This window comes from Pseudomonas sp. GL_090 (genome assembly GCF_057837765.1).
Map to the genome: position 1 here is coordinate 4,512,499 of NZ_CM174452.1, position 26,197 is coordinate 4,538,695.

At 62.9% G+C, this 26,197-nt stretch carries 13 protein-coding genes; 9 read left to right on the forward strand and 4 right to left on the reverse strand.

What is annotated here, in order from left to right:
• Window positions 1-6: 6 nt before the first annotated feature.
• Window positions 7-13,005 carry a non-ribosomal peptide synthetase gene (locus AC3ITA_RS20215; RefSeq protein ID WP_489278300.1) on the reverse strand — a complete coding sequence of 4,333 codons (12,999 nt, stop codon included), beginning with the start codon at window positions 13,003-13,005 and terminating at the stop codon, window positions 7-9.
• A 379-nt stretch (window positions 13,006-13,384) separates the two neighbouring features.
• Here AC3ITA_RS20215 and AC3ITA_RS20220 point away from each other — a divergent pair, with 379 nt between their 5' ends.
• Window positions 13,385-13,933 carry an RNA polymerase factor sigma-70 gene (locus tag AC3ITA_RS20220; RefSeq protein WP_095946262.1) on the forward strand — a complete coding sequence of 183 codons (549 nt, stop codon included), beginning with the start codon at window positions 13,385-13,387 and terminating at the stop codon, window positions 13,931-13,933.
• 130 nt (window positions 13,934-14,063) lie between these two features.
• Here the strand turns inward: AC3ITA_RS20220 and AC3ITA_RS20225 are convergent, their stop codons facing one another.
• The 3 genes from AC3ITA_RS20225 to AC3ITA_RS20235 form a co-directional block, all read right to left on the reverse strand.
• Window positions 14,064-15,077 carry a GNAT family N-acetyltransferase gene (locus AC3ITA_RS20225; RefSeq protein ID WP_150673610.1) on the reverse strand — a complete coding sequence of 338 codons (1,014 nt, stop codon included), beginning with the start codon at window positions 15,075-15,077 and terminating at the stop codon, window positions 14,064-14,066.
• Between the two features lie 75 nt (window positions 15,078-15,152).
• A complete protein-coding gene (locus AC3ITA_RS20230) occupies window positions 15,153-15,971 on the reverse strand; it encodes a substrate-binding periplasmic protein (protein WP_150673609.1) in 819 nt (272 codons plus the stop codon).
• Window positions 15,972-16,064: 93 nt separating this feature from the next.
• A complete protein-coding gene (locus AC3ITA_RS20235; RefSeq protein WP_095946259.1) occupies window positions 16,065-16,691 on the reverse strand; it encodes a TetR/AcrR family transcriptional regulator in 627 nt (208 codons plus the stop codon).
• Between the two features lie 178 nt (window positions 16,692-16,869).
• Between AC3ITA_RS20235 and AC3ITA_RS20240 the strand changes: the two genes are divergently transcribed.
• The 8 genes from AC3ITA_RS20240 (at window position 16,870) to ppnP (ending at window position 26,190) form a co-directional block, all read left to right on the forward strand.
• A complete protein-coding gene (locus tag AC3ITA_RS20240) occupies window positions 16,870-18,672 on the forward strand; it encodes an acyclic terpene utilization AtuA family protein (RefSeq protein WP_489278301.1) in 1,803 nt (600 codons plus the stop codon).
• Window positions 18,673-18,684: 12 nt separating this feature from the next.
• Complete coding sequence (locus AC3ITA_RS20245) at window positions 18,685-19,554, forward strand: SDR family oxidoreductase (RefSeq protein ID WP_150673607.1); 870 nt, start codon at window positions 18,685-18,687, stop codon at window positions 19,552-19,554.
• 3 nt (window positions 19,555-19,557) lie between these two features.
• The gene (atuC, locus tag AC3ITA_RS20250; RefSeq protein WP_489278302.1) at window positions 19,558-21,174 is read left to right on the forward strand and encodes a geranyl-CoA carboxylase subunit beta; all 1,617 of its coding nucleotides are present in this window, start codon (window positions 19,558-19,560) and stop codon (window positions 21,172-21,174) included.
• A 25-nt stretch (window positions 21,175-21,199) separates the two neighbouring features.
• Window positions 21,200-22,357, forward strand: coding sequence for a citronellyl-CoA dehydrogenase (atuD, locus tag AC3ITA_RS20255; RefSeq protein ID WP_008049124.1), 1,158 nt, complete (start codon window positions 21,200-21,202; stop codon window positions 22,355-22,357).
• A complete protein-coding gene (locus AC3ITA_RS20260) occupies window positions 22,354-23,151 on the forward strand; it encodes an enoyl-CoA hydratase/isomerase family protein (protein ID WP_095946255.1) in 798 nt (265 codons plus the stop codon). The genes atuD and AC3ITA_RS20260 overlap by 4 nt, the downstream gene beginning before the upstream one ends.
• Window positions 23,152-23,261: 110 nt before the next feature.
• The gene (locus tag AC3ITA_RS20265) at window positions 23,262-25,223 is read left to right on the forward strand and encodes an acetyl/propionyl/methylcrotonyl-CoA carboxylase subunit alpha (protein WP_489278303.1); all 1,962 of its coding nucleotides are present in this window, start codon (window positions 23,262-23,264) and stop codon (window positions 25,221-25,223) included.
• A 70-nt stretch (window positions 25,224-25,293) separates the two neighbouring features.
• The gene (locus AC3ITA_RS20270; RefSeq protein WP_095946253.1) at window positions 25,294-25,836 is read left to right on the forward strand and encodes a 3'-5' exonuclease; all 543 of its coding nucleotides are present in this window, start codon (window positions 25,294-25,296) and stop codon (window positions 25,834-25,836) included.
• Between the two features lie 69 nt (window positions 25,837-25,905).
• Entirely contained in the window at window positions 25,906-26,190 is a 285-nt protein-coding gene (gene ppnP, locus AC3ITA_RS20275; RefSeq protein ID WP_095946252.1) for a pyrimidine/purine nucleoside phosphorylase, read from the forward strand.
• The last annotated feature ends 7 nt before the right edge of the window (window positions 26,191-26,197 follow it).

Consider the following 26,197-nt stretch of genomic DNA (forward strand, 5'->3'; position numbering starts at 1 on the left):
AAAGGATCAAAGCCCCTCCAGCTCCGCCATCAGGTCATTCAAGCGATCCACCTTCTCCTCGGTGAGTTCGCTCACCGCCAACCCGTCGATGTACCGGGCCAACTCTTCCACCGTGCTGCACTCGAACATCGCCCGCAACGGCACATCCCGTTGCAGGGCTTTCTGCACCCGCGAGGCGATTTGCGTGGCCAGCAGCGAATGCCCGCCCAACTCGAAGAAGTTGTCGCGAACGCCCACCTGCTCGACCTTCAATACTTCGGCCCAGATGTCTGCCAGGGTCTGCTCCAGCTCATTGCGTGGCGCCTGGTAATCCTGACGTTGCAGTTGGCCGATCTCCAGCGCCGGCAGGGCCTTGCGGTCCAATTTGCCATTGGCGTTGAGCGGCAGCTTGTCCAGCCACAGCCAGTGCAGCGGCACCATGTATTCCGGCAGTTCGGCACGCAGGCGTTGCTTGATGCGCTCCAGGCGTTCAGCCGGATTGAGCACTGAATCGACCGCCACCAGATAGCCGACCAGGTGCTTGCCGTTCGCCCCCTCCTGTACACCGACCGCCGCATCGCGGACTTGCGGTTGTTCATGCAGGCGAGCCTCGATTTCGCCCAATTCGATGCGATAACCGCGGATCTTCACCTGATGGTCGATGCGACCGACGTACTCCAGTACGCCGTCACTGCGACGACGGGCCAGGTCGCCGGTGCGATACAGGCGCTCACCCGGTGCACCGAACGGGTTCGGCACAAACACCGGTGCCGTGCGCAGCGGATCGCTGACATAGCCGCGACCGACCCCGGTCCCCGCCACGCACAACTCCCCCACCGCGCCGAGCGGCACCGGTTCCAGCGCTCCGTCGAGCAGGTACAACTTGTTGTTGTCGGTCGGCGTACCGATCGGCAGGTAGCTGCCGCGAGTCGACGCCATATCAACACGGAAGAACGCCACATCATCCGAGCACTCCGCTGGACCGTAGGCGTTCACCAGCCCGATCTGCGGATAGCGCAGCAACCATTGATGCGCCAGTTCCGGTGGCATCGCCTCACCCGTCGGCAGCATCCAGCGCAAGCCGTCGAGGCTCATGCGTTCCTGGGCGAGCATGCCCTGGATCAGCGACGGCACGCTTTCCAGCACGCTGATGCCCTGGCTCTGCACATGGGCCAGCAAGCCTTGCGGATCGTGGGCGATGGTGTTCGGCACGATGTCCACCCTTGCGCCGAACAACGGCGCGGCGAGGAACTGCCAGACCGAAATATCGAAGCTTTGCGAAGCGGTTTGGGCGATCACGTCGGCGTCGCTCAGGTTCAGGTACGGCACCTTGCTCAACTGGTTGTTGAGCATGCCACGCTGTTCGACCATCACGCCTTTGGGCAAACCGGTGGAGCCGGAGGTGTAGATCACATAGGCGAGGTTGTCCGGAGCACTGTAGACACCAGGATTGTCCGCCGACAGCGCAAGGGCCTGGACTTCTTCCCAGACCAGCAGCCGTGGCCGGCTGGTGCTGCCGAACTCCTCAAGCAAGGCCTGCGCCTGCTCACGACTGGCTTGCGTGCACACCAGCAATGACGTGCGGCTCAGATCGATGATCCGGCTCAGACGCTGACTCGGCAAACCCGGGTCCAGCGGCAAGTAACCCGCCCCCGCCTTGAAGCTGCCGATGATCATGCCCAGCAAATCGAGGCTGCGTTCGGCCAGCAGGGCGACCGGTTGATCGCGCCCGACACCGGCGGCGATCAACGCATGACCGAGACGGTTACTGCGCTGGTTCAACTCCAGATAACTGTACTGCCGGTCCAGACAACTGGCGGCAATCCGCTGCGGGTGCCGGGCGACCCGGGATTCAAACAGTGCAACGTAGCTCTGCTCCAGCGGGTAATCCTGTTCGCTCTGGTTGCAGCCATGGATGAGGAAGTCTCGCTCCTCGGCCCCCAGCAGCGGCAGATCGGCCATGTCGCCATGGAAACCCTCCACCAACGCCAGCAGCAAACGCTTGAACTCACCGAGCATGCGCTCGACCGTGGCCTCATCGAAGTAGCGCTGGTCGTAGGACAGGTGCAAGCCCAGGTCATCCCCCGGATAGCACACCGCCGTGAGCGGGAAATTGGTGTGGGTCCGGCCCGAATCCGAGGTCGCGTTGAGGCTCTGCGCACGGTCCAGCACCGAGACCTCCACAGGGGCGTTTTCGAACACGAACAGGCTGTCGAACAGCGGCTGGCCCTTGGGCAGTTCGCTTTGCTCCTGGATGTTCACCAGCGGCAGGTATTCGTATTCACGCAGCTGCATGTTGTGGTCGAGCAGACCGCGGAGCCACTGGCGCACGCTGCAACGCTGGCCGTCCTCGGGCATTTTCACCCGCAGTGCGATGCTGTTGATGAACAGGCCGACGGTACGCTGCATCTGCGGCATGTCCACCGGACGCCCGGCCACGGTGACGCCGAACAGCACATCGCGATCACCGCTCAAGCGCCGCAGCACCAGCGCCCACGCCGCCTGGACGAAGGTATTGATGGTCAGCTGATGGGCCTGGGCCAGTTCGCGCAGTTGCGCGCCGTCACGGGCATCGAGTCTTGTGTAGCGGTCGCCGACGATCATGCCGCCGCTGTCGCCGGCATGTTCGCGCAGCAATGGCCGGTCGCTCGGGATCGGTGTGGTCCGTTCGAAACCCTGCAGGTTGGTTTTCCACCACTGCCGCGCTTCGGCCAGGCTCTGATGCTGCAACCAGCCGATGTAGTCGCGATAACGTGGCGGCACCGCGAGTTGCGCTTCCCGGCCTTCGCCGAGGGCGCTGTAGATTTCGAAGAAATCGTTCATCAGCAGCGAACGGCACCAGGCGTCGATGAGGATGTGGTGGTTGCTCATCATGAACCAGTAGCGTGCCGCGCCCACACGGATCAAACGCAAGTGGAAGGGTGCCTGATTGAGCAGATCGAACCCCGCCTCGCGTTCGGTCTTGAGCAAGAGTTGCAGCTTCGGTTCTTGGTCGGCTTCGGCGAGATCGCGCCAGTCGAGGTATTCGATCGGCGTGCTACCCGGTTTGTGGATCACTTGCAGCATGTCTTCGCCGACGTTCCAGCAGAACGACGCGCGCAACGCTTCGTGGCGGGCGATCACCGCTTGCCAGGCCTGGGCGAAACGCTGCGGGTCGAGTTCGCTGTTGATGCGGTAGCGGTCCTGCATGTAGTACAGGCCGGTACCCGGCTCCAGCAAGGTGTGCAAGAGCATGCCTTCCTGCATCGGGGTTAGCGGGTAGACGTCTTCGATGGCGCCGGCCGGGACCGGCAGCGAATCCAGTTGTGTCTGGCTGAGATTCGCCAGGGGGAAGTCCGACGGCGTCAGGCCACCCGCGTCATCGCGCAGGCAATGTTCGATAAGACTTTGCAGTTCGCCGAGGTAAGCGTCCGCCAACTCGTCGATGGTTTGCGGATCGAAGCGTTCGGCGCTGAACGTCCAGCGCAGCACCAGTTCACCGCCATATACCTGACCGTCGACGCTCAACTCGTTGGGCAGCGGGGCATTGGCATCGTGGGCCGCGCCGATGGCTTCATCCAGTGGATGGAACAGCGCGTCCGCCCCGAAACTCTGGTCAAACTGGCCGAGGTAGTTGAAGGTGATCGGCGCCACCGGCAACCCGGCCATGCGCTGGCGACTCTGGTCATCGGCGAGGTAGCGCAGTACGCCATAACCCAGGCCTTTGTGCGGCACGGCACGCAGTTGCTCCTTGATCGCCTTGATCGACGCACCCTGCCCGGCGGCTTCTTCAACGTTCGACGGGGTCAGGCGCAGGGGATAGGCGCTGGTGAACCAGCCGACGGTGCGGGTCAGGTCGATCTCGTCGAACAGCGCTTCGCGACCGTGGCCTTCCAGTTGAATCAGCGCCGATGGCTGACCGCTCCAGCGGCACAGCACGCGGGCCAATGCGGTCAGCAGCAAGTCGTTGACCTGGGTGCGATAGGCACTCGGTGCCTGTTGCAGCAACTGCCGGGTACGCTCGCTGTCGAGGCGCACGCTGACGGTTTGTGCATGCCGGTTCTGCCGCCCGCCTTCGGGGTGATCGCAGGGCAAATCAGCAGTGGGTCCGGCCAGTTGCGCCTGCCACCCATCCAGTTCCTCACGCAGGGATTCACTGCCGGCGTAGGCCTGCAAACGTGCAGCCCAGTCCTTGAAGGCGCTGGTTTTCGCCGGCAGTTTCACCGACTGCCGCGCGTCCAGTTGGCGATACACGGTTTGCAGATCGTCCAGCAGCACGCGCCATGAAACGCCATCGACCACCAAATGGTGAATCGCGATGAACAGCCGTTGCTGGCCCTCGGGACCATCGACCAGCAACACGCGCAGCAACGGCCCTTGTTCCAGGTCGAGGCTGCGCTGGGCATCGGCGAACAAGGCCGTGCATTTGTCCATGGACGAAACGCGCACCTGCCACAACACCGGCGTGTCGGAAATCCCCTGGTGTGTGGCCTGCCATTGGCCGGCGACCTTGTTGAACCGCAGGCGCAAGGCATCGTGCTGTTCGATCACAGCCAGCAGCGCTTGCTCCAGGCGATGAGGTTCCAGGGCGACAGTCGGTTGCAGCAACAACGCCTGGTTCCAGTGCTGGCGGTGCGGGATGTCGGTGTCGAAGAACCAGTGCTGGATCGGCGTCAGTCGCGACTCGCCCATAATCAAGCCTTGCTCGGCGCTGACCTGCTCGCTGCGAGTGGCCACGGCGGCGAGGGTCTGCACAGTCTGGTGCTGGAACAGGTCACGGGGGCTGAAGTGAATGCCCTGCTGCCGCGCCCGGCTGACCACCTGAATCGACAGAATCGAGTCGCCACCCAGTTCGAAGAAATTGTCGTTGAGGCCAACCTGCCCGACGTTCAGCACTTCGCACCAGATCTGCGCCAGCGTGATTTCAAGCTCGTTGCTCGGCGCCACGTAGTGTTGACGGTTCAGCTCCGGGTCCGGTGCAGGCAGTGCGCGACGATCGAGCTTGCCGTTGGTGGTCAGCGGCATGCCGGCCAGCAGGATCAGGTGCGTGGGCACCATGTAGTCTGGCAGTTGCGATTTCAGATGCGCCTTGAGGGCTTCGCGCAAGGCCGATTGCTGCGTTTCATTCTGTCCGGCGACGTCAGTCACCAGATAGCCGACCAGTTGCTTGCCGCTCGGGGCATCGAGCGCCAGCACCACCGCTTCACGGATCGATTCGTGCTCCAGCAGACGGGTTTCGATTTCACCGAGCTCGATGCGGAAGCCGCGGATCTTCACTTGATGGTCGATGCGTCCGAGGTATTCCACCAGGCCGTCGGCGCGCTGGCGCACCAGGTCGCCGGTACGGTAGATACGCCCGCCGCTGGCGGCAAACGGATCGGCGACAAAGCGCTCCGCGGTCATGCCCGGACGCTGGTGATACCCCTGAGCCAGGCCCGCACCACCGACGTACAACTCGCCCGTCGCGCCTTGCGGCACCAACGCCAGGTCGGCGTCGAGAATGTAGGCCACGCGGTCGCCGATCACGCTGCCGATCGGTACGCTGCCGGCGCCCTCTTCCAGTACTTCAGGGGCAAGACCGGCCAGCGGCATGACCACGGTTTCGGTCGGGCCGTAGGCGTTGAAGAACCGGCTCGGCTGGAAGGCTGCGCGAATGCGCGCCAGGTGATCACCGGTCAGCGCTTCGCCGCCGGTGATGATCATGCGCACCGGCAGGGTTTCATTTTGCGTTGCCAGCCATTGCGCCAACTGGCCGCCGTAGCTTGGCGTGAAACCGAGGACGTTGATGTGATGACGACGGATCAGGCCACAGATTTCTTCCGCGTCCCACTGCCCTTGAGCCCGCAGCACCACCTGCGCACCGCTGAGCAACGGCACCAGCAATCGCTCGGTGGCGGCGTCGAAGTTGATCGAATAGAAGTGCAGTTCGCAATCGTCCGGGCGCATGCCAAAACGCTCGATCACCGCGCGGCAGTGCATGGCGATTTCGCCGTGGGACACCACCACGCCTTTCGGCTTGCCGGTCGAGCCCGAGGTGTAGATCAGGTAGGCCTGATGCTGCGGCAGGCTGATCAGCGGCAGCTCGGTGGCCGGGTAATCGATCAGTTTTTCCGCGTCTTCTTCCAGGCACCAGCGACCCACCGTCGGCGGCACTGCACCCAGGGCTTTGAACATCGCTGCATCACTGAGCAGCAATCCAATGCCGCTGTCTTCGATCATGTAATGCAAGCGGTCCAGCGGGTACTCCGGATCCAGCGGCACATAGGCGCCGCCGGCCTTGAGAATCGCCAGCAGGCCGACGACCATCTCCTGCGAGCGCTGCAGTGCCAGGCCCACGCGCACCTTCGGCCCGACGCCACGCTCGCGCAGCATCCAGGCCAGGCGGTTGGCGCGGCTGTCGAGTTCGGCGTAGCTCAAAGTCTGCCCGGCGAAGGTCAGGGCCGGAGCGTCTTTGCGCGTCAAGGCTTGCTCGGCGAACAGGTGATGGATGCACTGATCCAGCCGGTGTTCGCCCGGCGCGACGCCGAGGCTGTCGAGCAGATGTTGTTGTTCGCCACACGCCAGCAGCGGCAGCTCGCTCAAGCGCTGCTGCGGATCGGCAATCAGCGCCTCCAGCAGGTTGCGCCAATGCCCGGCCATGCGCGCGATGCGCGGCTCGTCGAACAGATCGGTGCTGTAGGTCAGGCAGCAACCCAGGCGATGGTCGAGGTCGGTGACTTCCAGGTTGAGATCGAACTTGGTCGCGCGGGCATCGTTGGCCAGGTACTCGACCGTCATGCCGGCCAGGCTGCGGCTTTGCTGGAACTCCCAGCGCTGCACGTTGCACATCACCTGGAACAACGGGTTGTAGGCGGCGCTACGCGGTGGTTGCAGGGCTTCCACCAGATGATCGAACGGCAGGTCCTGATGGGACTGGCCTTCAATCACCGTATGGCGCACCTGCTCGAACAACTCGCCCACGGACATCTGCCCGTCGAGCCGGCAGCGCAGCACTTGGGTGTTGAGGAACGCGCCAATCAGCCCTTCGCTTTCCGGACGAATGCGGTTGGCCACCGGCGCGCCGATGCGCAGATCGGTCTGGCCGCTGTAGCGGTACAGCAGCGTCGCCAGGGTGGCAGTCATGGTCATGAACAGGGTCAGGCCGTTTTGCGCGTTGAAGGCGCGGACCTTTGCCGCGAGCTCATCGCTCAGGTCAAAACGATACAACTCACCCTGATGGCTTTGCACCGGCGGGCGCGGACGGTCGGCCGGCAACTCCAGCAATGGGTGTTCGCGGCCCAGTTGCGCGGTCCAGTAATCGAGCTGGCGCTGACGCTCGCCGGACTCCAGCCACTGACGCTGCCACACGCTGTAATCCAGGTACTGCACCGGCAACGGCGCCAGCGGTGACTCACGATCATCGACGAACGCTTCGTACAGCGCGCTGAGTTCCCGGGCAAAAATGTCCATCGCCCAACCTTCGGTGACGATGTGGTGCAGGGTCAGAACGAAGTAGTGTTCCTGTTCGGCGGTCTTGACCAGGCAGGCGCGCAGCAAAGGTCCGGTTTCCAGATCGAACGGCTGGTGCGCTTCGTCGTCGGCCAGTTGCTGGACCTGCCATTCTCGGACTTCGGCATCCAGCGCGGTGAAATCCTTCCACGCCATGCGCACGCCAGTTTGCGCGTGTACTTGCTGGCGGGCGACACCGTCGATGCTCGGGAACGTGGTGCGCAGGGTTTCGTGACGCAGGATCAGGGTTTGCAGCGCGGCTTCGAAACGCGCCACGTCGAGCACGCCGCGCAGCCGCGCCATGCCGCCGACGTTGTAGGCCGGGCTGTCGGGCTCCATCTGCCAGAGGAACCACATGCGCTGCTGGGAATAGGACAACGGCACCGGCTGGCTGCGGTCGACTTTTTCAATGGGCGGCTGTTTATTGGTGCTGCCGCTGGCCTGGATCAGGCGAACCTGTTCGGCAAACGCACCAAGCTCGCTGTGTTCGAACAGCGCCCGCAGCGGCAACTCGACGTCGCAGGCCTGGCGGGTGCGGGAGATGATTTGCGTGGCCAGCAGCGAGTGGCCGCCGAGGGCAAAGAAATCATCGCGCAAACCGACTTGCGCCAAACCCAGCACTTCGCGCCAGATACCGGCGATGGTTTGCTCCAGTTCAGTCTCTGGCTCGACGTGTTCGCGCACCTGCCACTGCGGTTCCGGCAAGGCGCGACGGTTGAGTTTGCCGCTCGGGCCGAGGGGCATTTGTTCCAGGCGCATCAGTTGCGCCGGCACCATGTATTCCGGCAGTTCGGCGGCCAATGCGTTTTTCAGGCGGGCGGTTTGCTCGGCTTCGTCCCCGGCATTGCTCGCTGCGGTGTAATAACCGATCAACTGCGCCCCGGCCACGGTGTCGCGTACCAGCACCACGGCTTGCGCAACGCCGTCCTGGGCCAACAGCCGCGCCTGGATTTCCTCCGGTTCAACGCGGAACCCGCGCAACTTGACCTGCTGATCGAGACGACCGAGGTATTCGATCACGCCGTTGGCCGTCCAGCGTGCCCGGTCGCCGGTGCGATACAGGCGTGCGCCCGGCTCGCCCGACGGATCGACCACGAAGCGTTCGGCGGTCAACGCGGGGCGACCGAGGTAACCACGAGCTAAACCAACGCCGCTGATGCACAGCTCACCCGGCACGCCGGCCGGCACGGGATTCAAATCGCTGTCGAGCACGCGGCAGATCACGTTGCCCAGTGGCCGGCCAATCGGCGAGCGTTCGCCGTCGGCGCTGGAGCAATGCCAGTGGGTGACGTTGATCGCGGTTTCGGTCGGGCCGTAGCGGTTGTGTAATTGCACTGTCGGCAGTTGCATCAGCACCCGGTTGCGCAGCTCCGCCGGCAAGGCTTCGCCCCCGGAGAACAGCCGGCGCAGGCTGGTGCATTCAGCGCTGAGCGGTTCGTCGATGAACAACGAAAGCAGCGGCGGCACGAAGTGCAACGTGGTCACGCCGTAGGCTTGCACCAGCTGCGCGATGCGGTGCGGATCGCGGTGTTCACCGGGGCCGGCGATCAGCAAACGCGCGCCAGTGATCAGCGGCCAGAAGCACTCCCACACCGACACGTCGAAACTGATCGGCGCCTTTTGCATCAGCACATCGGTTTCGTTCAGGCGGTAAGTGTTCTGCATCCATTGCAGGCGCTCGGCCAGCGCGGCGTGGGTGTTGCCGACGCCTTTGGGCTGGCCGGTGGAACCGGAGGTGTAAATCACATAGGCGAGGTTGTCGCCGTGCAGATGCAGCCCTGGCGCATGGCTCGGCCAGTTCTCCAGATGCAGGGCATCCATGGCGATCACGCTGACGCCGTCAGTCGCTGGCAGGCGCTCAAGCAATCGGGTTTGCGTCAGCAGCAATTCAACACCGCTGTCGCTGAGCATGTAGGCCAGGCGCTCGGCGGGGTAATCCGGATCCAGCGGTACGTAGGCGCCACCGGCCTTGATGATCGCCAGCAGGCCGATCAGCAGTTGCGGCGAACGCTCGCAGGCGATGGCCACGCAGACGTCCGGGCCGACGCCTTTGTCGCGCAGATAATGCGCCAGACGGTTGGCCCGGGTGTGCAGCTCGGCGAAGTCCATCTGGCCGCCGTCCCACATCATCGCGGTGCGCTGCGGGGTCTGGCGTGCCTGCTCGTTGAGCCATTCCGGTAGCCATTGGCTGGCCGCTGCGCAGGGTACGGTGGCCCAGTCTGATTGCTGAAGGTGTTCGGCGGCCGTCAACAGTGGCAGGTCACTAATGGTGGTGTCCGGTTGCTCGCAGACAGCGCGCAGCAGGTTACTGAAATGCTCGGCCAGGCGCTCGATGGTCGCGGCCTCGAACAATTCGCTGGCGTAGTCGAAGGACACGGTCAGGCGACCGTTGCGGTCTTCTTCGCTGTGCAACTGCAAATCGAACTTGGCTTCGCGGCTATGCCACGGCAGCTCTTCAGCCAACAGCCCCGGCAAGCGCTTCAAGGCGCTGAGGTCCCTTTGCTGATGGTTGAACATGACCTGGAACAGGCCCTGCTCGCGAGCCTGCGGGAAGGCTTCCAGCAGTTGCTCGAATGGCAGGTCCTGATGGGCTTGCGCACCCAATGCGGCTTGCCGGGTCTGCGCCAGCAGCTCAACGAATGGCAGGCGCGAGTCCACCTCGGCACGCAGCACCTGGGTATTGATGAAGAAACCGATCAGGCCCTGGGTTTCCAGGCGCGGACGGTTGGCATTGGGCACGCCGATGCGGATATCTCGTTGGCCGCTATAGCGATGCAACAAGGTCTGGAACACAGTCAGCAACAGCATGAATGAAGTCGATTCATGGGCCCGCGCGGTCTGCCGAATCGCATCGCTCAGGGCTGTGCCCAGACGCACGGTGTGGCGAGCGGCGCTGTGCAGTTGTTGGGCAGAACGTGGATGATCGGTGGTCAGGCTCAGGGGCGGATGCTCATCACTCAAGTAATCCTTCCAATAGGCCAGTTGCCGCTCGCCTTCCCCTTGCGCCAGCCATTGCCGTTGCCAGCTGCCGTAGTCTGCGTACTGCGTCGGCAATGGCGCCAGCAGCGCTTGCTGGCCTTGGGTCGCCGCTGCGTACAACCGAGAGAACTCGTCGATCAGCACATTCAGCGACCAGCCGTCAGCGATGATGTGGTGCATCGTCACCAGCAACTGATGGTCTTCGTCGTCGAGGCGAACCAGCGTCACCCACAGCAGCGGGCCTTTCTCCAGATCGAATTGGGTCCGCGCTTCGTCCTCGCGGATCTGCCGCGCCCGGACCTCACGCTCGGCGGCCGGCAGGTCGCTGATGTCGATCAATTGCAGGTTGAACCCGGCAGCCGCAACGACCTGTTGCAGCGCCACGCCGTCACGCTCGAAGAATCGCGTGCGCAGGGATTCGTGACGCTCGATCAACTGCTGGAAACTGGCGCGCAATGCCTCCTCATCCAGTTCGCCGCGCAGGCGCAAGCCGCCGGGAATGTTGTAGGCGCTGCTGTGCGGGTCGAGTTGCCAGGTGATCCACAGACGGTTTTGTGCCAGGGATTGCGGCATCGGTTGCTGGCGCGACAACGCCGTGATCGCGCCCTGGGCCAGGCCACCGTCCTGTTGCTGGCAGGCCACGACATCGGCGAATGCACCGAGGGTCGGGGCTTCAAACAGCAGGCGCAGGTTCAACTCCAGACCGAGCTCTTCACGCAGGCGCGCCACCACTTGCGTCGCCGCGATGGAGTTGCCGCCGAGCAGGAAGAAATGATCGTCGGCACCCACCTGCCCCACCTGCAACTGCTCACACCAGATCTGGCCGATCAAGCTTTGCAGCTCGGAGCCCGACTCGATCTGGCCTGCACTTTCGGTGGCGGCCGACGGGAACATCGCGTAGCTGTCGAGACTGCCGTCAGCCAGACGATTGCGACACGCCGAGCGCTGCAATTTACCGCTGGAGGTCTTGGGCAGCGCGCCCGGATTGAGCAACACCACCACGCTCGGTGCTTGCTGATACGCCTCGGCAACAGCTTGGCGAATGGCTTTTATCAAGGATTCGGGCGGCAGGATTTTCTGCACGCTACGGCTGATTTCGGCAGCGATGCCGATGCCTTCCTGACCGTCAACCGTGACGGCGAAGGCGGCAACCCGGCCTTTGCGCACCACTTCCACTTCGCGCTCGACGGTCTGCTCGATGTCCTGCGGGTACAAGTTGTGCCCGCGCACGATCAGCATGTCCTTCAGGCGCCCGGTGATGAACAGCTCGCCGTTGCGCAGGAAACCCAGGTCCCCGGTGCGCAGCCAGGTCTGCCCGGCGTGCCGGACAAAGGTCTTGGTCGACGCCTCGGGGTTGCGCCAGTAGCCTGAGGCGATGCTCGGCCCGCTGGCCCAGACTTCGCCGACAACGTTGTCGGCCTGTTCGCTGAGCAAGACCGGGTCGATGATCAGTACCGCGTGCGCCGGTTGGCTGATACCGCAACTCATGATCGGGCTGCCCTCGCCCGCTTCGACACGGTTCTGCGCCAGGGCCTGACCGTCTACCCGCAGGTTGCCGATGCCTTGGCCGCGCGCTGTGCCGGCCACGAACAAGGTGGCTTCGGCCAGACCGTAGGAGGCCATGAAACTGTCCGCGGTGAAGCCGCAGGTCGCGAACTTCCCGGCGAAGCGCTCCAGGGTGTCGAGGCGAATCGGCTCGGAACCGGAATACGCCACGCGCCAGCCACTCAGGTCGAGCCGCTCCAGGGCCGACTCGCTGACTCGCTCACTGCACAAGCGATAGGCGAAATCCGGCCCGCCGCTGATGGTGCCGCCGTATTCACTGATCGCCTCCAGCCAGCGCAACGGCCGGCCGAGGAAGTACGCCGGGGACATCAACACGCAAGGCACGCCGCTGAAAATCGGCTGCAACAGGCCGCCGATCAGGCCCATGTCGTGGTACAGCGGCAGCCAGCTGACGATGACGTCGTCGGGGTTCAGGTCAATGCCGAAACCGTGGCGAATCAGCAACTCGTTGGCCACCAGATTGCCGTGGCTGACTTGCACACCTTTGGGCAGCGCGGTGGAACCGGAGGTGTATTGCAGGAAGGCGATGTGATCGTCCTGCAAGTCCACCGCGACCCAGCGTTCGGCCAGCGCACCGTCGAGGGTATCGACACACAGCAGCGGCGGCGCCCCTTCGATCTGCTGCAATCCATCGCGTAACCCGGCACCGGTCAGCAGCAAGCGCGGCTGGGCATCGCCGATGATCGACAGCAGGCGTTCCTGGTGATGACGCCGTGCCGACTCCGGCGGATAGGCCGGCACCGCGATCACGCCCGCGTACAGGCAACCGAAGAATGCCGCGACGTAATCCGGGCCGCTGGGGAACAGCAACACCGCGCGGTCGCCGACATCCGCCTGCGCCTGCAACGCTCCGGCAATCGTCCGCGCCCGCAGGTCAAGTTCGCGATAGCTGAGCACCACAGCCTGGTCCGGGGTCTCGGCGAGAAAGCGCAGGGCCACCCGATCCGGCGTCAGGGCCGCGCGGCGCTGAAGGGCTTGGACCATTGTGCTGGGGAGTTCGAACGCGTCGGTCATGAGGTTTCCTGCCTGATTTCGGCTGTAGGAGCGAGCTTGCTCGCGATGGACGTTAACGATGACGCGTTGCCATTGGATAAACGCGGCGCCGGTGAGCCCATCGCGAGCAAGCTCGCTCCTACAGGGGGTATGAGGATTGCGCTGTTGCATTCACCAATGAGAACGGATGACGTCTGGAGATAATTAGTCGCCAGGCTGGAACACAAAGAGGTGTGAAGTGAGTCAGCGTGTCGCAGTTCTCACTCTGCATCGCTGCAGCGCATTAATTCTTTTTCTCATTTGACAATCATTATCATTAAGCCTAATTTGTCGCTCGATGTGTAGGACGCCCCCCGGTTTTTCGCCGTCCCACTAACCTTTTGGCAGCAGGGTGATTTCCATGATGGAACCAGTATCCACAAGCAGGTGCGATACACCGCTACTTCAGGCATTCGTCGACAATCGACTGATTCTGGTGAAGATCGCAGCCCGAATTACCGGTTGCCGCTCACGTGCCGAAGATGTTGTGCAGGACGCATTCTTCCGGCTGCAATCGGCCCCGCCCATCACCAGTTCGATCAAGGCTCAGCTCAGCTACCTGTTCCAGATCGTGCGCAACCTGGCGATCGACCACTACCGCAAGCAGGCGCTGGAGCAGAAGTATTCCGGTCCTGAAGAGGAAGGGCTGAATGTGGTGATTCAGGGTGCGTCGCCGGAAACCTCGCACATCAATTTTTCGACGCTGGAGCACATTGCCGATGCGTTGACCGAGTTGCCGAGCCGCACCCGCTACGCCTTCGAGATGTATCGCCTGCACGGCGTACCGCAAAAGGACATCGCCAAGGAACTCGGCGTCTCGCCGACCCTGGTGAACTTCATGATCCGTGATGCGCTGGTGCACTGCCGCAAGGTGTCGGGCAACCGGGGCGATATGGCTGCTCGCCAATAAGATCCGATTTTTCAGCGCCTCCATCGCGAGCAGGCTCGCACACAGGGTCCTGCGAGCACAGGGTAAATGTGGGAGCGAGCCTGCTCGCGATGGGGCACTCAAGACCGCCAAAAATCGTGAGCCTTACGCCTCAAGCCAGTGTACAGCGGTCAAAAAACCGCTCCCGCCCCAACACCATCAAGGCCGCGCGCTTGTGCGGGAAGTCGAACTCTTTCTCGCAGTGAAAGCGCTGTTCCTGCATATAACCGATCATCTTCGCGTTATCGGCACGGGGCTCGGCAACCACGCGCTGGGTGCGCGGATCATCGAGAAACAGGTAATGCACCAGCGCCGATAACCAGCTCGCCACCTTGTGCGGACCGCGGTGATTTTCTTCCCCCACCAGCATGTGAATGCCACGGTCGTAATTGCTGGCCTCGTAGAAGGGTGAGATGCGATCTTCCCTGGCCCAGTAGGCTTCGAAATAAGCGAAGGGCTGATCGTCGAAACAACCGATCAGCGTCAGCGTGTGCGGGTCGGCCTCGAGTTTGCTCAGGTATTGGCGATGCTGTTCGAGGCTGCCCTCCTCCTGCCAGAAACTGGCGACTCGCGGGCTGTTCTGCCAGCGGTTGAAGCGTGCCAGGTCTTGCTCGATGTCCAGCGTGCGCAGGGAAACCCGGGCACCCAGCCGCGCATCGAAGCGTCGATACACTTCACCACGAGGCTTGACCGGCCGCCGTGGATGACGCTTGCCGTCGGTGATGAGCATTTGCTGCGGGTAGCTGCCAGTCAGGGAATGCCCCAGCCACGGCTGCGGCAACTGCCAGAACACGGTGCGCTCGCAGCGATACTGGCCACTGACGGGAGTTGGAATCAGCAGACCGCCGGACACGGCTTCGTCCGGCACCTCTTGCAGTTGCCAGGTAAGACACTGGCAGTCGGGGTCGCGAGCGAACAGCCAATAACAGGCCGCCCACAATGCCTGCCCTTCGGGGCGCCTGAAACGCTCCTCCAGTTGCACGTGCAACTCGGGGCCACGACTGAGCCGCAGGGCGGGCAACGGTTGCCCTTCCAGGCTGAGGCTCAGGCGGCAATCGGTTTCATCAGCGGCAAGACGACTGCCTGTCGGCAGACACAAGGCAGTCAGTTCATTCAGATCGGACATGGGTCGGGCTCACGATAATCGTCGACAGTTCAACGAGGTGACGTGAGCCACGGCGGGAAATTTAGGCAAAGACCATCATTTGGCGGCTTGTGGCGCCGGTGCGTTGCGCTGGACCGGCACCAGCGCAATCTTGTACGGTTCGAAAATCTTCAACATCTGGCCATTGTCCCGCAAGCCTTGCAACAGCTTGCCGAAGGCTTCGCCAGTGATGGGCGCGGTCGGACGCAGAATGGCGTAGTGGTGATAGACCTGGTCGACGCGCTGGGACGCCAGCAACTCGCCAGCGACTTTTTCATTGCGCAGGAAGTAGTCGCTCAGGTACGAACGCGTGACCAGGGCGATGTCGGCCCGGTCGCGCAATACCATCAGCAGATTGCTGTCATGGGAATAGGTCAGCGTGGCGTTGTAGTTTTTCGCGAGGTACAGGGGGTCGGCATTGAAGTTGGCGAACTCGTAGTGATAGCCACTGAACAGTGCCAGGCGCTTGCCTTTCAGGTCGGCAAAATAGCTTTGCTGTCGATCGGGCAGGCGTTGCGCGACAAAAATCTCGGCGTCCTCCAAGCCCATGTCGACGGCAGTATGGGGGATATCTTCCCAACCCCAGGCGGGATTTTCGAAGATGGCCATGTCGACCCGGCCCTGCTTGAAATCACCGAAGCGCCGGGGAATGGAAGTGGGCACCAGGATAAACTGGTAGTCAGTTTGCGAGGCATTCAGGGCCTCGACCAGTTGCGGCAGCAACCCGGTATCGGCCCCGGATTCCGGGCGCACGGTGTAAGGCGGAAAGTGCGCGGCACCAATGCGCACCAGTTGCGCAGCCTGGGACGGCATCATCGCTGACGCCGCAAACATCGACAGCAAAAGCCGCGAGGCTGACCAAATTGGTGAACCCATGAAAACGCCCCCACTCCCCAATAAAACGGTACCAATGCATTCAAGCTAGGCGGTTTCGCCCAGTTAGCCAGTTTAATGTAGGCCAATACAAGCTTATTGCCGGTCTTCCAGCACCAGAATCAACGCCTCATCGGCCAACTGATCGAGGCTCATGCTGCCGCCGGCGCGAAACCAGGTGGTGGTCCAGGACAATGCACCGGTCAGGAAGCGGCGGGTGATGAACACATCGCCGCGGATAAACCCGGCGTTCTTGGCTTCGCCCAGCACTTGCAGCCAGATGTCTTCGTAGATGTCCCGCAGCGCCAGCACCTTGGCCTGGCCCTCTTCGGACAGCGAGCGCCATTCGTAGACCAGCACGGCCATGGCCTCGCCGCTGCCGCCCATGATCGACTGCAATTCACAACGGATCAGCGCCAGCACTTGCTCGCGCACACTGCCGGCCTCGGCGATGGCCGCTCGCATCAACGCGGTGTTGTAGAGAATGGTCTCCTCCATCACCGCCCGCAGGATTTCGTCCTTGCTCTTGAAGTGATGAAAAATGCTTCCGGACTGAATGCCCACGGCGCCGGCCAGGTCGCGCACGGTCGTGCGTTCATAGCCTTTATTGCGGAACAGGTGGGCCGCCACTTGCAGCAGCTTGCCACGGGCGCTGTCCGGGTCGGTCAGTTGGCCGTCGTCGACCAATTGGCGCATCACCCTCAGGGCTTTTTGCTCGTCCACCCGTTCTCTCCTACAGTCGTTCAATCAATAACGCCGATCCCCCCGAAAACAGCGGGGTTGCGCGGGCAATTTAAGCGTATGGGTGCAACCAAGCAAGCGCTTGGGCAGAAGATAATCAAGTCATTTACAAACCAAGCGCTTGCTTGGTAATGTCGATGCACTTCGGTTGGAGGTAGTTATGGAATGGACTGCGCCTAAAACAATTCGCATCGGTTGCGCCAGCGCCTTCTGGGGCGATACCTCGACCGCTGCCGCGCAGCTGGTGGAACACGGGCATCTGGACTATCTGGTCTTCGATTACCTGGCCGAAATCACCCTGTCGATCATGGCCGGCGCGCGGATGAAAGATCCCCAGGCCGGCTATGCGGGCGACTTCATCGAAGTGCTCGCGCCCTTGCTGCCGCAGCTTGCGCAGCAAAACATTCGGGTCATCAGTAATGCCGGCGGGGTCAATCCCCAAGCCTGCGCCGCCGCCCTGCAAGCGGCCTGCGACAAGGCCGGGGTGGCGCTGAAGATCGCCGTGTTGCTGGGTGACGACCTGCAACCGCAATTCAAACAGCTGCGCAACCTGCGCATTCATGAAATGTTCAGTGGCGCGCCCCTGCCATCGATGTGTGTCTCGACCAACGCCTACCTCGGCGCACCCGGCATTGTCGAAGCCCTGCGCCTGGGGGCGGACATCGTGATCACCGGGCGCGTGGTCGACAGTGCGGTGGTCAGCGCCGCGCTGGTGCACGAGTTCGGCTGGTCGTGGCACGACTACGACAAGCTCGCCCAGGCGGCATTGGCCGGGCACATCATCGAATGCGGCGCCCAGTGCACGGGCGGCAACTTTACCGACTGGCGCGACGTGCCCGACTACGAACACATCGGTTTTCCCATCGTCGAAGTCAGCGCCGACAGCCAGTTCATCGTCAGCAAACCCGAAGGGACCGGCGGGCTGGTCACGCCGCTGACAGTGGGCGAACAGATGCTGTATGAAATCGGCGACCCGCGGGCGTATCTGCTGCCCGACGTGGTGTGCGATTTCACTCAGGTCAAACTGCTGCAACAAGGCAGGAATGCGGTGCAGGTACACGGTGCCAAAGGCTTGCCGCCGACCGCGCAATACAAGGTCAGCGCCACGTACCCCGATGGTTTCCGCTGCACCGCCAGTTGCCTGATCGCCGGCATCGATGCCGTCGACAAGGCGCGGCGGGTTGCTGATGCGATCATCAACAAGACCTCGGAAATGTTCCGCCAGTGCGGCTGGGCGCCGTACAGCGACGTGAATATCGAGTTGCTGGGCAGCGAGGCCACCTACGGCCCCCACGGCCAGCGTCAGGACAGCCGCGAAGTGGTGATCAAACTCGCGGTGCGCCATCCGGACAAGCAGGCGTTGATCGTGTTCTCCCGGGAAATCGCCCAGGCCGCCACCGGCATGGCGCCGGGGTTGACCGGCATTGTCGGTGGCCGGCCGACCGTGTATCCGCTGATCCGGCTGTTCTCGTTCCTGATCGACAAAACCGCCTGCACGCTGGACATTGATTTCATCGGCCAGCGCCGCTCGTGTGCCCTGCCCGCCCTGGATGTGCTCGACCCGCTGGCCCTGCCAACCCCGATCGCACCACCGAAACCGGTTGGCCTGGCCGACGCCAGCGTGGCCCTGGTCAAACTGGCGGTCGCCCGCTCGGGCGACAAGGGCAACCACAGCAACATCGGCGTCATGGCCCGCGAACCCGAGTTCCTGCCGTGGATCGCAGAAGCCTTGACCCCGGAAGTGATCGTCGACTGGATGGGCCACGTCCTCGATCCAGTCCACGGGCGAGTCGAGCGCTGGTACTTGCCCGCCAGCCACAGCCTGAATTTCCTGCTGGAAAACGCCCTCGGCGGCGGCGGTGTCGCCAGCCTGCGCATCGATCCGCAAGGCAAGGCCTTCGCCCAGCAACTGCTGGAAATCCAGATCCCGGTGCCGCAGCGCATCGCCGACCAGTTCAACTAGAGGATTGCCGCCATGGCCTACGATTCGATTTTCAAAGCCGATTTGTTTGCCGGCCAAAACATCATCGTCACCGGTGGCGGCAGTGGCATCGGCCGCTGCACCGCCCACGAACTGGCGGCCCTCGGCGCCCATGTGCTGCTGGTCGGGCGCAAGGCCGACAAGCTGAAAACCGTTGCGGCGGAGATCACCGACGACGGCGGCAAGGCCGACTGGGCGGTTTGCGATATCCGCGAGGAAGAATTGGTGCAGCATCTGGTCAGCGAATTGATCCGCAAGCATGGCCCCATTCATGGCCTGGTCAATAACGCGGGCGGGCAGTACCCGTCGCCCCTGGCCTCGATCAATCAGAAGGGTTTCGAAACCGTGATGCGCACCAATCTGGTGGGCGGTTTCCTGATGGCCCGGGAAGTGTTCAACCAGTCCATGAGCAAGCACGGCGGGGCCATCGTCAATATGCTCGCCGACATGTGGGGCGGCATGCCGGGCATGGGGCACTCCGGCGCAGCACGTTCGGGCATGGACAACCTCACCAAGACCGCCGCGTACGAATGGGGTCATGCCGGGGTGCGGGTCAACGCCGTGGCGCCGGGGTGGATTGCCTCCAGCGGCATGGACACCTACGAAGGCGCCTTCAAGGCCGTGATCCCGACCCTGCGCGAACATGTGCCGCTCAAGCGTATCGGCACCGAATCGGAAGTCAGCGCGGCGATAGTTTTCCTCCTCAGCCCGGCAGCGGCGTTCGTCAGCGGCAGCACCTTGCGCATCGACGGCGCCGCCAGCCTCGGCGGCCGCGCCTGGCCGATCCACAAGGCGACCAACAGCGAGTCGTACAACGGTTTCCACCGCGCCTACATACCCGACGTATTGAAGGACAAGGAATAACCCATGCCGGTGATTCAATCGTTACTCGATCCCCACAGCGAGTCGTTCGCCCAGAACCGTGCGGTGATGCTGAGCGCCATCGAGCAAGTTCGCGTGCTCGAACAGAACCTGCTGAACAAGGCTGACGAAGCCAGGTCGAAGTTCGAAAAACGCGGCCAGTTACTGCCCCGGGAACGCCTCAATCTGCTGCTGGACCCCGGTGCGCCGTTTCTCGAACTGGCGAGCCTGGCCGGCTACAAGCTGCACGACGACAAGGACGGCAGCTGCGCCGGTGGCGGCTTGATCGCCGGCATCGGCTACGTGTCCGGCGTGCGCGTGCTGGTGGTGGCGAACAACAGCGCGATCAGGGGCGGAACCATCTCTCCCAGCGGATTGAAGAAATCCCTGCGCCTGCAACAGATCGCCATGGAAAACAAACTGCCGGTGATCACCCTCGCCGAAAGCGGCGGCGCCAACCTCAATTACGCGGCGGAGATTTTCGTCGAAGGCGCACGCAGCTTTGCCAATCAGGCGCGGATGTCGGCCATGGGTTTGCCGCAGGTCACCGTGGTGCACGGTTCGGCCACGGCGGGCGGCGCGTATCAGCCGGGACTGTCGGATTACGTGGTGGTGGTACGCGGCAAGGCCAAGCTGTTTCTCGCAGGTCCCCCACTGCTCAAGGCCGCCACCGGCGAAGTCGCCACCGATGAAGAGCTGGGCGGCGCCGAGATGCACGCACAAACCGCCGGCACCGCCGAATACCTGGCTGAAAACGACGCCGACGGCGTGCGTCAGGTACGCGAGATCGTCAGCCTGTTGCCATGGAACGAGCAGTTGCCCCCACTACCCGAACGTCGCTGGAAGGAACCGCTCTACCCCATCGATGAACTGCTGGGGCTGATCCCGGATGATCCGAAAAAGCCCTACGACGTGCGCGAAATCATCGCCCGCCTCGCCGACGCTTCGAACTTTCTTGAATTCAAGGGCGAGTTCGATCAGCAGACGGTGTGCGGTCATCTGAAAGTTCAGGGCCGCGCCTGTGGTTTCATCGGCAACAACGGCCCGATCACGCCAAAGGGCGCGAGCAAGGCCGCGCAGTTCATCCAGCTGTGCGACCAGAGCCAGACGCCGCTGCTGTTTTTCCACAACACCACCGGATTCATGGTCGGCACCGAATCGGAACAGCAAGGCGTGATCAAGCACGGCGCGAAGATGATTCAGGCGGTGGCCAACGCCCGGGTGCCGAAACTGACCATCGTCGTCGGTGGCTCCTATGGTGCCGGCAACTATGCAATGTGCGGGCGCGGCCTGGACCCACGCTTCATCTTCGCCTGGCCCAACAGCCGCACCGCCGTGATGGGCGGCGCGCAAGCGGGCAAAGTGCTGCGCATCGTCACCGAGGCCAAACAGGCCAAGGATGGCCTGGTGCCCGATCCGAAAATGCTCGACATGCTCGAACAAGTCACCGCGCAGAAACTCGACAGCCAGTCCACGGCGCTCTACGGCAGCGCCAATCTGTGGGACGACGGTTTGATCGACCCGCGCGATACCCGGACGTTGCTGGGTTACTTGCTGGATATCTGTCACGAGGCCGAAAGGCGGCCTCTGCAAACCAACAGCTTTGGTGTGGCGCGGCTCTAAGCCGACTAACAGGAGAACAATAAAAATGATCTTCACCCAGGAACACGAAGCACTGCGCCGCACCGTTCGCCAGTTCGTCGAGCATGAGATCAACCCCCACGTCGAGGAATGGGAAAAGGCCGGGCGCTTCCCCATCCACGAGATCTTCCGCAAGGCCGGCGATCTCGGTTTGCTGGGCATTTCCAAACCGGAAAAATTCGGCGGCATGGGGCTCGACTACAGCTATTCGATCGTCGCCGCCGAAGAGTTCGGCACCATCCATTGCGGCGGCATTCCGATGTCCATCGGCGTGCAGACCGACATGTGCACACCTGCACTCGCACGGTTCGGCTCCGATGAACTGCGCGAGGAATTCCTGCGCCCGGCCATCAGCGGCGAGCAGGTCGGCTGCATCGGTGTCTCCGAAGTCGGCGCCGGCTCCGACGTCGCCGGGCTGAAAACCACGGCGCGCAAGGACGGCGACGACTACGTGATCAACGGCAGCAAGATGTGGATCACCAACTCGCCGAGCGCCGACTTCATCTGCCTGCTGGCCAACACCTCAGACGACAAGCCGCACATCAACAAGTCGCTGATCATGGTGCCGATGAACACGCCGGGCATCAGCTTGAGTTCGCATCTGGACAAGCTCGGCATGCGCAGTTCGGAAACCGCCCAGGTGTTTTTCGACAACGTGCGCGTACCGCAGCGCAACCGCATCGGTCATGAAGGCGCGGGGTTCATGATGCAGATGCTGCAGTTCCAGGAGGAACGCCTGTTCGGCGCGGCCAACATGATCAAGGGTCTGGAGTACTGCGTCGACAGCACCATCGAATACTGCAAGGAGCGCAAAACCTTCGGCAACGCGCTGATCGACAATCAGGTGATCCACTTTCGCCTGGCTGAACTGCAAACCGAAATCGAATGCCTGCGGGCGCTGGTCTATCAGGCCACCGAGCAGTACATCAAAGGCCAGGACGTCACGCGCCTGGCCTCCATGGCCAAGCTCAAGGCCGGGCGACTGGGCCGCGAAGTCAGTGACAGTTGCCTGCAATACTGGGGTGGCATGGGCTTCATGTGGGACAACCCGGTGGCCCGGGCTTACCGCGATGTACGGCTGGTGTCGATCGGCGGCGGCGCCGACGAAATCATGCTGGGGATCATCTGCAAACTCATGGGCATTCTGCCGGGGAAGAAGAAATGAACAACCTGCCGGTTTGCCAGACCTTGCTGCTGGAACTGCACAACGGCGTGTTGCACATCACCCTCAACCGCCCGGAATGCCGCAATGCGATGAGCTTGCAGATGGTCGCCGAGTTGCGCTCGGTGCTGGCCGCGGTAGGCGATAAACCCGGAGTTCGCGCCCTGGTGATCGGCGGCGTCGGCGGGCACTTCTGTGCCGGCGGCGACATCAAGGACATGGCCAATGCCCGCGCTCAAGGTTCGACCGCGCACAAGGACCTGAACCGGGTATTCGGCGCCCTATTGCAAGAGGTGCAACACGCACCTCAAGTGGTGATCACGGTGCTGCAAGGCGCGGTACTCGGCGGCGGTCTCGGCCTGGCCTGCGTCAGCGATATCGCCCTGGCCGATCACCAGGCGCAATTCGGCCTGCCGGAAACCAGCCTCGGCCTGTTGCCAGCGCAGATCGCGCCGTTCGTGGTGCAGCGCATCGGCTTGACCCAGGCCCGGCGCCTGGCCCTGACGGCGGCGCGTTTCGACGGTACCCAGGCGCGGCGCATGGGGCTGGTGCATTTTGTCGAGCATGATCCGCAGGCCCTGGCCGAACGTCTCGATGAGGTGTTGGCCCATGTGCTGTGTTGTGCGCCAGGGGCGAATGCGGCGACCAAAAAACTCTTGCTGGCCAGTGCGGGACAGCCCTCGGATGCGCTGCTTGATCAGGCTGCCGAATGGTTCAGCGAAGCGGTGACCGGAGCCGAAGGTGTCGAGGGAACGATGGCCTTCGTGCAAAAACGCAAACCGGGGTGGGCCTCCTGAAAAGCATCGCGAGCAAGCTCGCTCCCACATTTGCAATGCATTCCCCTGTGGGAGCGAGCCTGCTCGCGAAGAGGCCAGCACTTTCACCGCACAATTTGAGAGACACCCCTATGCCCGGACTCAAAAAAATCCTCATCGCCAACCGCGGTGAAATCGCCTGCCGCATCCAGCGCACGGCCCAGGCACTGGGCTATCGCACCGTCGCCGTGTTCAGCGACGCCGACGCCGATGCGCTGCACGTGCGGATGGCCGACGAGGCGGTCAATATCGGCCCGGCCCCGGTGCAACAGTCTTACCTGAATATCCCGGCCATTCTCGACGCAGCGCGGCGCACGGGCGCGGATGCGATCCATCCGGGCTACGGTTTCCTCTCGGAAAACGCCGGGTTTGCCCTTGCCTGCCGGGACGCCGGTTTCACCTTCATCGGCCCCAGCCCCGAGGCCATCGAACTGATGGGCAGCAAGCGCCTGTCGAAAATCGCCATGATCGACGCCGGTGTACCGTGCATCAACGGCTATCAGGGCACCGAACAGGACGACGCCACCCTGAGCCGCGAAGCCGAGCGCATCGGCTATCCGTTGATGATCAAGGCCAGCGCTGGCGGCGGTGGACGCGGCATGCGCCTGGTGCATGACGCCCGCGACTTGCTGGAACAGATTCGCACCGCGCGCTCCGAAGCCTTGAACGGTTTTGGCAACGGCGAACTGATTCTAGAACAGGCACTGGTCGAACCCCGTCACGTCGAGATCCAGCTGTTCGGTGACCGGCATGGCAACCTGATTTACCTCGGCGAACGCGATTGCTCGGTGCAGCGCCGGCATCAGAAAGTCATCGAGGAAGCGCCCTGCCCGGTGATGACCGCTGAGTTGCGCCAGGCCATGGGCGAAGTGGCGCTCAAGGCCGGGCGCGCGGTGAACTACGTCGGCGCGGGCACCGTGGAGTTTTTGCTGGATGCGCGCGGGCAGTTCTATTTCCTGGAGATGAACACCCGACTGCAAGTGGAACACCCGGTGACCGAACTGATCACCGGGCTGGACCTGGTGGCCTGGCAACTGAACATCGCCGAGGGGCAACCATTGCCCTTGCGCCAGGAACAGGTGCAACTCACAGGCCACGCCATGGAAGTACGCCTGTACGCCGAAGACCCGGCCCAGGGTTTCCTGCCGCAAACCGGGCGCATCGTGGCCTGGGAACCGGCATTGCAGGACGGCGTGCGAATTGATCACGGCCTGATCGAAGGCCAGCTCATCAGTCCCTTCTACGACCCGATGCTCGGCAAACTCATCGCCCACGGTGCCACCCGCGAAGAAGCCCGGCGCAAATTGCTGCGGGCCGTACAAGACAGCGTGCTGCTGGGGCTGCAAAGCAATCAACGCCTGCTTGCCAGCCTGCTGGAACACCCGCAGTTCGCCAGCGGAGATTTCAGTACCGGGTTCATCGCGCAGCACTTCGCCGACCACCCCTGCCTGCATCGCAAAACCCCAGCTGCGCACCACTTGGCCATCGTCGCCGCCCTGTTTTATCAGGCGGCGGCACAGGCTCACCCGGCACCGCTTGGCGGTTGGCGCAACAATGCCAGCGTGCCGCTGCACTATCGCATCGGCCTTGAGGATCAGGACTGGCCGGTAGCGTTGCAGGCGATCCCGGGCCAGCCGTTGCGCATTCAGGTCGCCGAGCGCAGCTTCGAACTGAAGATCATCCACAGCGACGGACGCTGGGCCACCCTGGAAATCGAAGGCGTTCGCCAACGCCACGCCTATCGTCTGGAGGCCGGGCGTCTCTGGCTGTTTACCCGGCCAGGCAGCCTGCAGTTCGTGGATCGCACTCAGACGCAGGTTACCGGTCAGGCCAGTGTCAGCTCCGGTACCCTCAAGGCGCCGATGGACGGGGCGATTGTCGACGTCCTGGTCAACGAAGGCAGCAAGGTGACCAAGGGCCAACTGCTGGTCGTACTGGAGGCGATGAAAATGGAGCACCCATTGAAATCGGGCATCGACGGTGTTCTCAAACGCTTGCAGGTCAAAGTCGGGGATCAGGTGAAAAACCGGCAGATTCTGTTGGAGGTCGAATAAGGCGCTAGGCGGAACTGCCGGGTTTGGCTACGCTCAAACCCTACAGGACGCGGATACCAGGAACCCTGCAATGCCTCATTGGCTGGTCATTGATCTGGAGGCCACCACCGATGAAGGGGGTTGGCCCGTAACGGATATGGAAATCATAGAAATCGGCGCCACTCTGGTGGACCGCAAGGGACGCGAGCTGGACCACTTCCAGCGCTTCGTCCGCCCTGTGCGGCGGCCGTTGCTGACGCCGTTTTGCCGCGAGCTGACGCGCATCACCCAAGCCAACATCGATACCGCGCAACCGCTGGGCGAAGTCTGGCCGGCGTTTGAACGCTGGCTCGGCCAACACCATACGCGACTTGAGGGCTGGGCCAGTTGGGGCGATTACGACCGCAAACAACTGCTTCAGGATTGGCAGCAACTGGGACTCGCCAGCATGCTGGCCAACGTACCGCACATGAACCTCAAACAGCGCTTTGCCAAGGCCAGACGACTGGAACGCCCGCTGGGATTAAACGGCGCGTTGCAACTGGCCGGCTTGCAGTTCAACGGCCAACAACACCGGGCGCTGGAAGATGCGCGCAATACCGCACGCCTGCTGCCGCTGGTTCTTCCGCTTTAGACAGGTGACGACTCCCGGGGCCTTGTGCATACTGGCCGGCCCTTTTTAGCCCTTTTCGAGGAATCGCCCATGTTTAAAGTCAACGAGTACTTCGACGGCACCGTCAAGTCGATCGCCTTTGGCACCGCAGAAGGTCCAGCGACCATCGGCGTCATGGCTCCGGGCGAGTACGAATTCGGCACCAGCCAGCGTGAAATCATGCACGTGGTCAGCGGCGCATTGACCGTCATGCTGCCAGACAGCAGCGACTGGGAAACCTTCGCCGCCGGCAGCCAGTTCAACGTGCCGGCCAACAGCAAGTTCCAGCTGAAAGTCGCCGTCGACACCGCTTACCTGTGCGAATACCGCGGCTAAACCTGTC